The 10527-nt window shown below is 36.2% G+C and carries 7 protein-coding genes; 2 read left to right on the top strand and 5 right to left on the bottom strand.

All coding sequences use genetic code 11. From position 1 onward, the window contains the following. Positions 1–515 precede the first annotated feature (515 nt). On the top strand, positions 516–779 hold the full coding sequence (locus ACE1EF_RS16720; protein ID WP_375721838.1) for a GIY-YIG nuclease family protein: 264 nt from the start codon (positions 516–518) through the stop codon (positions 777–779). 182 nt (positions 780–961) lie between these two features. Next, positions 962–1405, top strand: a complete 444-nt coding sequence (locus ACE1EF_RS16715; protein WP_375721837.1) for a hypothetical protein — start codon at positions 962–964, stop codon at positions 1403–1405. A gap of 297 nt (positions 1406–1702) precedes the next feature. Here the strand turns inward: ACE1EF_RS16715 and ACE1EF_RS16710 are convergent, their stop codons facing one another. Genes ACE1EF_RS16710 through ACE1EF_RS16690 form a run of 5 tightly spaced genes read right to left on the bottom strand, consistent with a single transcriptional unit; the run spans position 1703 to position 10527 of the window. Next, a complete protein-coding gene (locus ACE1EF_RS16710) occupies positions 1703–4021 on the bottom strand; it encodes an AIPR family protein (RefSeq protein ID WP_375721836.1) in 2319 nt (772 codons plus the stop codon). Then, positions 4021–5022 carry a PD-(D/E)XK motif protein gene (locus tag ACE1EF_RS16705; protein ID WP_375721835.1) on the bottom strand — a complete coding sequence of 334 codons (1002 nt, stop codon included), beginning with the start codon at positions 5020–5022 and terminating at the stop codon, positions 4021–4023. Before ACE1EF_RS16705 ends, ACE1EF_RS16710 begins: the two co-directional genes overlap by 1 nt. Continuing rightward, positions 5006–7810 carry a Z1 domain-containing protein gene (locus ACE1EF_RS16700; RefSeq protein ID WP_375721834.1) on the bottom strand — a complete coding sequence of 935 codons (2805 nt, stop codon included), beginning with the start codon at positions 7808–7810 and terminating at the stop codon, positions 5006–5008. The genes ACE1EF_RS16705 and ACE1EF_RS16700 overlap by 17 nt, the downstream gene beginning before the upstream one ends. Continuing rightward, entirely contained in the window at positions 7803–9278 is a 1476-nt protein-coding gene (locus tag ACE1EF_RS16695; RefSeq protein WP_375721833.1) for an ATP-binding protein, read from the bottom strand. The genes ACE1EF_RS16700 and ACE1EF_RS16695 overlap by 8 nt, the downstream gene beginning before the upstream one ends. Further along, entirely contained in the window at positions 9271–10527 is a 1257-nt protein-coding gene (locus tag ACE1EF_RS16690) for a DNA cytosine methyltransferase (RefSeq protein WP_375721832.1), read from the bottom strand. The genes ACE1EF_RS16695 and ACE1EF_RS16690 overlap by 8 nt, the downstream gene beginning before the upstream one ends.

The following is a 10527-nucleotide window of genomic DNA, read 5'->3' as shown; positions in this document are numbered from 1 at the left end:
CCGGGTTATAAGCGCCATGGGAATCAAGGCCGGAGAACGGATCTCCTGATGAAAGAAATCATGCGAGGCCGCACGTTAAGACAATTACGAATGACGTTATTAAAAATATTCTGTTTTGCGTAGTATTACTCCCCAAATTCGATTTTATTTAATATGATCCGGAGGATTTTTAGGGTTGGTCTATTGTTCCTGTTCTGTTTTATACTTACACTAAATATGCTGGTTAACATCTTGACTTTCCCCCCCTTTTTTTATATTTTGCAAACACTAAACGCAACATAAACCTGTAAAGAATATTAAACTGTTACAATCCTTTATATAATATTTTACTTCTCTGTAGAGGAACTGACCGTTCGGGATAACATCGTTTAATGCTTTTGCATGGTAAAAAGATAAAAAGACGTTGCTGACGAACACCAGCCCGTATTGAGATCAGTAATTATTATGTATAACTAAATTAAACCTTGAAATCATGTCGAATACTGAAGATTTACCCGCGTGAAATAATTTCAAATATGAATGATTTTTTTTATACATATGTTCTTCGCAGTGAAAAGGATGGACAAAACTATGCTGGGTACACCAAAGATTTGAAATTAAAATTTGAGCAGCATCAAAAAGGTATGGTGACTTCTACAAAAGAAAGAAGACCATTAAAATTAATTTATTTTGAAGCATGTCTAAGTCAAGCCGATGCATTAAGACGGGAAAAATACTTTAAAACACATTATGGTAGAATGTTCATAAAGAACAGACTCAAATCTTATTTCACCGGGTAAATCACTGGTGTCTGGATGATGCTGAAAAACTACTGGTTGTAGGCATTACGCAGGCACAAATTGATGATCTGCCCGTACGGGCCGGTGCCTGCCGTGAGGCACAATCCATCTGGAACAAAGACTACCAGTCGCAGCAGGAAGCTCAGAAACAATGGGCAAATGAAGCGCCTGATGCCTTTGCTTTGAGGGATGACCTGCTCCAGACTCTGCGCTTTGCTTACCGCAATGACGATGCCCTGATAAACCGGGTTAATGCCATAGCCGAAGGGAACACCAACGCAGATATGGTACAGGATTTAAACGACATTGCCATCCTTGGCAGGGAGAATCCTGATCTGCTTAGCGCTATTGGTTTCGACCTTGCTAAACTTGACGAAGCGGCTACCCTGGCTGACCATCTGGGCGATCTGCTGGCTGAAGCCAACGGAGACAAGTCCGATCAAAACGAATCGAAAGTGATTCGTGACAAGGCTTATACCCACATGAAAGTGCTGGTGGATGAAATTCGTGAAGCCGGGAAATATGTGTTCCGGCACGACAAAAACCGGCTGAAAGGCTATTCCAGCGCCTATTGGCGAAAGCATAGAAAGAACAATGATCATAGTAACAGTTCTGCGGTTGAATGACGTGAAACACTGTCTATTTGGGCGTCCTGATGCATAACGGGGCGCCCTTTTTGTATGTACACCTCCCTGCTATAAAATATTAATGTCCTGCCGCACAGAATTGCAAAACCGACCCGCAGGCCGGCGAAAAATGCTGCAAAATCGTAAAAATTTTCCCGCAGGCCGGGTTAATCTGGCGCAGAAAGTTGAGATTTTGGCGCTGGGAGGGGAGAAAAGAGTCAGGACTGTATTTAATATTTTTACTAAATAATTTTCCTTTATTAACGGTTGGGAAGTGGATACTGTTATTATTCATATTCATTCTCTAAATCCAGCTGCTATAAGTTTTTCATAATAAATCAATAAATTCTTCTCATGAAATGAATTTATTTTTTTTAAACCATATGCAAAATCAGAAACATAACTACGCTGGTTTGAAGATAATATTTTAACTCGTGAGTCCCACTCAACCATTTTAGCAATTAAATCAACATCAAGTTTAACTATTTGTTTTGTGCTTTCCTTTGCACTGATTGGTTTGTTGAGCACCTCATTTTCAAGAATTTCCGGGGCTTCATGAATAATAATTTCAATTATTGAAATCCCTTTTGTTCTCAAGGCAACATTGATGGGTCTATTATTTTTTATTGAAACTGAAATATTTAGAGCAATATCTTGCAAATATTTACTCATTTTTCCAGTTTTTGCTCCCCATTTTTCAATAACATCCCAGATATCAGATGATATAGATTTTATAAGTTCAATTTCTTGCTCAATGATTTTAACGTTTACTTCATCTTCCGTAATACTTTTTCTTTTCGGAGTAGCATTATTGATAAATTCTGATTTTAATTCATTGAAATCAATGCCGAACTCATTTTCTTTTATTGTATTCCAACATTCTTCTTTTTTCGCCCATTCTCCATATAAAGCACCCGGTGCATTTTTTTTGATAAAGGTTTCAACTGATTCCATCAGATTGAATAAAACCGATTTCATTTTCTCACTAAGACCCTGATTCTTCCATATTTTATAAAGGTCAATTTTATAATCTGTTTTCAGACTGAGAAGTGACAATGAATATGGAACTGTAATGTACCTCATATCACCAATTGCATTTGGACTTACTCCGTACAGTTTTTCAGCATTTTTAAACAAGATAGCCTTAGCAATAGCATCTTCATAAAAAACATTATCAGGCTTCACAGGCATATTGTAATTCAGAAACTGGACATAATTTTTCTGACTTCCACGAACAACGACATGCGGTCCAATCGCAAGTCTTTTCCCGTTCCATATTTCCTGATACGTATTTACATACTTTGCCAGAAGTTCTTTTGTAATCATTTGGCTTCTTGGATTTTTAAGGTCAAATGCTTTCCGTCTTGATGGGGTGAATCCTTCTTTTAATCTGGCATTCTTATATTGACCCCTTGCCCGTTCGTAGAACCAACGAGTTTGGATATTACTTCCTTCAACGGGTTGCGCCCATACGGACCTTGAGATTTTTTCGAGCTCAACATGGAATGGTTTATTTGAGCTTAAATCGGAAGTAGAGACTTTGTTTTGGGTATTTGCGTACTCAGCAATACGATTTACAATTTCATTGAAATTATCACGTTTTTTTACGACAGTCAGTTTCGTTTGAACAAATATTTTGTCTATTTCTGCTTTGTCTTTTTTCCATGTGTGATAAACTGAAGCAGTTGTCTGACCGCCATTAACAATTTGAAAATCTTTAGCCCAAACTATTGCTTTTCCACCGCCAGGCATATCCTGCAAGTTTAATTCATCCGCAGTTGCTGCAATGCCATTATTAAATGCAAGAAACATGTGTGGCTCTTCTTTTATTGTTTTCCTGATTCCTTTGTTAATCTTCCCTGTGAATTGTAAAAACGAACGAACATTTTGTTCAAGAAGCCTTGAGCCATATTCTTCATAAATATTGGCAAGTGTTGCGCCTGGAATCAATGCAAGATAAGATTCATAATCATCATTTTCAGATGGAGATTCCAGACATGGAAGTATTCCTCCATAGTTTTCAAAATTAATTTCTATCGGAACATGAGTCTGGTCTGAAAGATTAAATAAATACCCAATATCAATTATTCTTGTAAATATTGAATAACCTGAGATTGTTTTATTGGCTTTAATATCAGATTTGAAAACTCCATTGCTTAGTACAAAAATATTTACGCGCGACAAAAACTCCCGTACTTCTTTAACTTCAGCAAGAGTATGAGCCAGGTCAAAAACCTCTGAAGATTCTTCAAGTTCTTTAATGTAGTCTTTGTATACTGCATTACGAAAGAATCGCTCAACCTGATTGATTGAAGATTCGACTTCCTGTTTGGTTAATGTAAAGGGGTCTTCAACACCTTTAAATACTGTAACAAATAAATCAAGTGTTTCATAATTTTCAGATAGAGCATATCCATTCAACTTATGCATAGTTCTGCCAAGTTTATCTTCCTTGCGGTCGAAACAAATCCTTGCATTTTCAGTTTCTCCCGCATCAGCAAGTAAATCAATAGCAAGTTGGGTAAAAATCTGTTCCTGAATTCCTCCGGCTTCTTCTGATGCCTGAGTCGATTTTATTTCCTGAAACAGTTCTTTATAAAATTCTTCGACTTTCATTATAGATTGAACTTTTCAATAATATTTGATAAACTGGTTTTGTATATTTCTGTTTCAGCAGTTAAAACAATTGAGTATTTCACATCGCCAACACCTTTCATTAAATCTTTTTCCTCAATTCTTGGAAAATGTTCTGACACTTTGTAAAAATCTTCACCTCTTATCAAATAAGATATATTTTCGTAGCAGGATTCATGATGTTTAAAATACCCAACACTGATTAGCTTACGGTTTAATATATTGCTTAATAGTTTATTGTCACTAATTATTGACAGCAATTCAGAAACTATTTTATTTAATGAATTTTCATTGCCGTTTCGCTTTTCCAGTGATAGATGGAATAGAAACAAGTTCTTCAGTAAGGTTGTATCTAACTGTCTTTCACTACTAATCCTTATTTTTTGGTGGTTGTGGGTTTGAGTTGTTTTAACTTCAATTGCATTATTGTTCTTTTCAAAATCCCTGATTCCGGTGTCGGGACCAACCCAGATATTCAGGCATTCAGTTAAATTTTCTGTTTCCACTAAAAGTTTCTTTAACAAAAGCAACTCCCCAAATAAACCAATCTGCTTTTCGGGCGACAACCCGGGACTTTTAGCCAGTTCAAATAATTCTTTCCATTTTAAGAAGCGGTTTTGCAATGATTTAATGAGTTCTATTTCTTCCCTTACATCTGAAACGGAATTAAATAAATCTTCACACAAAACCGCAAAAATTGAGGAAAGTGAATTATCAGCAAGACTTACCAACAAAAGCATTTTATCAGGCTGGGTTTCATCCGGTAAAATCTCAGTTGTTATATCCTTTAGGTCATTTAGTGCTGAAATATCAACATTTGTTTTTGATAACCGGAATGCAATACTTTTTACCTTCTCAGGCATCCTCATTGCAACAAAACAATCCGGCATAATATCAGGAGAAAACCTTTTTAAAACAACGCCTGTTTTTAAAGCATCATTAATCTCAAAATCTTTCCAAAAATCTTCAATCTTCGTAGTCATAATCTTCAGGGTCTTCGTTCACTTCAAATTTGTCTAAAAGCTGCTGATGTACGGCATATGTGATTGTTCTGTTATTGCTACTTCCGGGAAATCTTATTGCAAAACCAACAATAGGTTTTTCAGATTCAGGTAGTCCTGCTTTTTCTGGATTCAACAGATATAGGAGTAACAGGGGAAATCTTGCACTTTTTATTTCCAAATCGTTTCTTACCAGGTTTCCATTGGGGTAATTTGGCATTTGTGCAGCTCCCGGATATTCTTCATGCGCTTTCTTTTGTTCAAATGTTTTTCTTTTTGCCAGTTCATATTCATCCTCTGTCAAATCAACAAACTCATGATTAGGACTGATAATGTGTGATTTACGGATATAATAAACTTCATCACTATTATTTTTATCGTCATCTGTCCTGTCAAACAACCATATCCTTATTGAATCATCCAGAACATAATTTTTGGTTTTTGAATTACTACTCATCAAAGCAACATGCCAAACATCAAGTTCATCATCTTTTTGTTTTTCCAAAATAAACTCAGCCAGTCTATCGGGGGAAGCTATTGGATTTTCTGGGGCAATAAAACCCCCAATAAAAGAGATGATGTTTGATGCAGGAATATTATTCCACAAAAAGTTTCCTCTTTTATCAATGGATTCAGAACTGAAAGAAGATATTAATTTATTCAGATTATCGAGGTTGGTATTAATGTCATGGCTTCTTTTACTCAACTTGTACGATTCAATCAAAACGCCCGACCATGAAATATTTACATTCACTGCCGTTCTGATTTTGTTGGTGGCAGAAATTTGTAAAACCCCCGGATGCGTCCTGACCTTCAGTGCGTATTGTTCAGGTGTACTTCCAGCAATATCCGACATGTAATTGAATTCCTTACGCAATTCTTCAGATGCGAGGGTAATATGACAGAACCATTCGTTAAGTTCTCCTGAAGTAAACAGGCGACATAAATCAACATATCCTGGACGATATCCAAACCAACGTCCCATTTGCATAAGAGTATCATACATTCTTGAAGCACGCAGATAATAACTTACTGATAATCCTTCAAGGGTCAAACCTCGTGATAATTTATTACCCCCAATCGCAATCACTGACAATCCGGCTTCTTCACCTTCCCTAATGTATTTTTTATCGTAAGCCTGATAATCAAGTACATCCTTTGCGCCTCCATGGATTTCCTTAACCTGGATTTTTGTAACAGCAGGGTGAAGACAAGGAAGAACTTCTTTCCACGAATGAACTTTTACGGCAGGGTCAAGTTCTGATAGTTGAGAATCGAGAATCTGCGCTGAAGTTGTTGTATATGAACGATAGCCATCAACATCCGTTTCAAACTTGTGTCGCAATTCAGTAATAATACCTGCATTGTTTTGTTCAATTCCCATCCTGTAGAAATTAAAAACATTTTCAACAAGTTCTTTAATTCTGCTTTGCCACACCTGAAACCTTGAAATGTGTATCAGCATTGAATTATGCTCATCACCTTGTCCGCGCAAACGCCTGATTGCACATGTCAGAATAAAACATTTTATAGCTGTTTTCAGTGACTCAGGAACACCAACAGGCAGTTGGTCATCACGTTTGTGTCTATCAGGGACAAAGGTTTGATAATCGTCTATTCTATGAACAACAGGCAGCGTATCAGTTGGTTCTTCACCATCTTCCAAAGGTTCAAAACCAAATATCTTATCCGGACCAATGTAATTTGACGGAGCAGGAATATTGGTAATAAAATCTCTTGGAAAAAGGTTGTCATCATTAAGTGGAATGAAAATATTTGCAAACGGAGTGGCAGTGTAACCCACATAAGCACTTTTCTGAAATAACCTTAACAGACTTCTTATCTGTCCGTTTATTTTTGTTGGACTCAGGTCGTCTCTTGTTGTGTTAATTGATGCATTATCAGCTTCATCATCAATTATCAATAACGGTTTGTTTGGTATAACTTTATTACCATTAGAATTTTCAATTGCCTGTATAGATAGCCATTGTTCTAATCTGTCCAAAACAGATGCATTCTTTTTAACCACTGCTAAAATGGGAGCATCTGATCTAAATGCTGATATTACCATTGGATTGTTGGCGAAATTCTTATTAAAATCACCATTGTCTGAACTAGAAGTTAATGAGTGAGCAATTAAATATCTGTTGCTCTTGGGTTTACCAACTCCAATCCAAAGATTATCATTTCTATTAACTCTTTCCTGTTGCGTGTCAAATCCCAGAAATCCTTCATCTAGTCTAAGCTGTGTCTGGCTTCTTAGGTTTTTATGAATACCAGCAAGAACTATTATCATTTTAAAACCGGCATCGGCAGCTTTACAAATCAAACCTGTATAATTTGCGGTTTTACCTGACTGAACTTGACCAACGACCATACCTCTTTTATCAATTTGTGCTTTTTGTGTTGGTTCAAAAAGTGCGTCAAGTGTCCGGTCTGTAAGCTTTTCAATGGATTGAACAGTTTTTGGTGGGAACTTTTTCTTTTCTTCCAGATACCATTTATACCTGTTCCAGAATCCCCATTCAATTTTTGATTTATTTACAGCAAGCCAGGGCCTTCTTGCTTCTTCTTTTTCAATAATCCTGAAATCATCAACCCAAATTTTGTATTCAGATTCCAGATGCCTTTTTAATTCTTCATTGTCAGTATCGGGATGAATTAAAATAGTTTTATCAATTGCATCTGCTATTTGTTTTTCCGTGGCAGTATCACTACAACCTGCCTTTCTTAGAAAAAACAAAGCAAGTTCTTTGGCTTCGTTATTCATCGTTTTCAATTAAATTTTCAACGTATTCAGGATATTTATCGAATGGCTCGATTGATAACAAGGTAGCAACCGCTTCATCCTGGGTTTTTCCATTGTTTAACAGAGATTTGAAAATATTCTTCATTCTTTCGACAAGCATCTCATGTTCAAGATTTTCGAATGGAATACCATGAGATTCGGGTTCTTCACTTTCAGTTATCGTAATCAATGGAACGGGTACGGTTTCTTCAATGAATCCGATTAGTTCGTTAAGGTTATGTTTTGTCGGTTCTTCCAACAATTCACTAATAACCGGATGGTTTCTGTTAATTGAATAAAACCGTTTGCCGTGTCTTTGTTTCTCAAGCCATACAGGAGTGAATTTAAAAGAAGGATATTTTCTTTGTAAAACTTTCCCTTTGTGTCGATAAACATTTACCGCCTGATTACGAATATTTTTTGCGTAAGACTTTAACTGAGACTGTATTTTTAAAGGAGGTCTGGCAACTGATTTTTTAATATCAATCTGCCACTTGTCATCCACTGTATTGGGCAAATCAATCATTATCCTGCAAAGTTTATAATGTTCCTCTTTTCGAAACATTCCAAGCCAATTTCCAGCGACCAATAAACGTTCATTTCTGTAGATGTAAAAACCCTGTTGTTCATTCCAGCCTTTTGGACCTGCAGCCTTTTTAAAAGTATTTTCTGAGATTTTTGATTTATGGGGTAAAACATAGCCTTTTACAACAATTTCACCATTTCCCAGAAATTCTTCAGCATTAGACTGAATACCATTTTCACCTCTCAGGAACGGGTCCCATGCTTCAATTTTTCTTTCCTGAAACCATATTTTTATCTTTCCTTGTTCAAGAAATCTGTGGAATACCATTTCAAGATGTTTTTTTACACCTTCCATTAATTCCATAAATTTCCCAAGAGCTTCAGTATCTTCTTCTTTTGTGTTTTTAAGAGTTCTATCCAGACAATACCAAATTACACTCGTGCCTGATTCCTGGTTGTCTATTTTTTCCAATTCAGATTCCAGTGGTGTGTATTGAATGAGTTCCCAGGATTGTACTTTTTGCACATGGTCTAAATCCCAGGCCCAGAAAATCGGGATATCATCTTTTTTCTTTGAAATAACTGAAAACTTTCTTGTTTGAGAAAAGGATGCTGTTTTTAATCCAAGCCCGAAACGACCTAAATCTTTTGTTGAACGTTCATCAGCAGGATGTTTACTTCCAGGGCGCATTGCCTGTACCAATTCATCATGATTCATTCCATTACCATCATCCTTTATGAGAATAATCGTGTTTTCTCCTCTCCAATCGTAGTTAATCCAGATATTTTTTGAATCTGCAGAAATTGAATTATCAATAATATCAGCAATAGCCGTTTCGATTGAATACCCAATCGCACGGAAAGTTTCAATCATTGAACTGGCATCAGGTTCGGCTATTGTGGTTAGGATTTGTGTTTTAGTCATTAAGGATTATTTCTTTGAGTTTGTATGCAATTGATTCAGCCATCAAAGGAGGTACGGCATTCCCAATTTGCTTGAATGCCGCTGTTCTGCTTGGCTTTTCGGATACGCCCTCAAAATAAAAATCATCAGGAAAAGTCTGCAATCTTGCTGCTTCTCTCGGTGTTAATGAGCGATTTTGGTTAATATCGGGGTGTATGTAATAATGTCCATCTTTACAAATATGTGCAACTACAGTTTGAGAATGAGGTAAATCTCCTGCAACTACTTTAAACCTGTCAACAAAAGATTTTTTGTTCTTATGTGTTTGCCATTTTTCCGGAATATCATTGTAATTTAATCTTTGTTGTCCATTTTCCCATTTCTCCACAGCAAGCCTGTAAATACCCTTATCTTGTTCAGTATGGGGTCTTGCAATATGCTGGGTTGTAAAATCCAACCCATTGCGGATTTGACTTTGAAAAAGGTAGTTGCCGCGATAAGATTTATATTTTGATTTATAAAAATTTCCTGTTCCGGCTTTTAGTTCCGGTAAATCCATGAAAATTTCAGAAACTGTTACATTTGTTTGTACCGTATCAAATTCGGGATAAAATCCTTTTTCACCATTTTTCTTTCCAATCAGGATAACTCTCTTTCTATTTTGCAGCACGCCAAAATTCTTAGCCTCTAATACTTTATATTCGGTGTAGTAGCCTTTATCTTCAAACAAATCAAGCATCATTTGGAGATATGAATCGCCATTTTTAGTTTTAGCAGAGAGTAACCCGATTACATTTTCGAAAACAAAATATTTTGGTTGATAGTATTCTAAAAACCTCGCATATTCTTTAAAAAGGTAATTTCTGGAATCCCCCTGCATCCTGTTTTCATCTCTTGACCTTCCAACTACGGAATATGCTTGACAAGGAGGACCACCAATTATCAGGTCAATCGGTTTTTCCCCTTTCAAAGAGTTGATTTTATCAAAAATTATTTGATTGTTTTGGCTGCCAATTGACATGTTTATAACTGTCTCTTTTTGATTTTCAGGAATTAATGAATAAAGCTCTGTCCTTGTAATCTTATTTTGAATATAGTCGAGATATGGTTGAAGATTTTCGGTTTCTTTCAGATGATGATAGGCTGTTCTTGTTATTAGTGTATTACAGGCAGCTTTGTCTAGTTCAACATGAGCAATAGGGGTAAATCCAGCTCGGATAAATCCTTCTGACAAACCACCTGCTCCTGAAAATAAATCGATAAAATTCAT

Source organism: Quyinboa sediminis, assembly GCF_042219855.1.
In the GTDB taxonomy this organism is placed as follows: Bacteria; Bacteroidota; Bacteroidia; order Bacteroidales; family UBA5342; genus JBHJHP01.
Note: the sequence above shows the minus strand (reverse complement) of the source record. Positions and strands in the feature narration are given on the sequence as shown.

What these genes read in the sequence shown, in the direction of transcription:
- ACE1EF_RS16720 (WP_375721838.1), top strand. Translation starts at nt 516, where the DNA reads ATGAATGATTTTTTTTATACATATGTTCTTCGCAGTGAAAAGGATGGA.
- ACE1EF_RS16710 (WP_375721836.1), bottom strand. Translation starts at nt 4,021, where the DNA reads ATGAAAGTCGAAGAATTTTATAAAGAACTGTTTCAGGAAATAAAATCG.
- ACE1EF_RS16705 (WP_375721835.1), bottom strand. Translation starts at nt 5,022, where the DNA reads ATGACTACGAAGATTGAAGATTTTTGGAAAGATTTTGAGATTAATGAT.
- ACE1EF_RS16700 (WP_375721834.1), bottom strand. Translation starts at nt 7,810, where the DNA reads ATGAATAACGAAGCCAAAGAACTTGCTTTGTTTTTTCTAAGAAAGGCA.
- ACE1EF_RS16695 (WP_375721833.1), bottom strand. Translation starts at nt 9,278, where the DNA reads ATGACTAAAACACAAATCCTAACCACAATAGCCGAACCTGATGCCAGT.
- ACE1EF_RS16690 (WP_375721832.1), bottom strand. Translation starts at nt 10,527, where the DNA reads ATGAATTTTATCGATTTATTTTCAGGAGCAGGTGGTTTGTCAGAAGGA.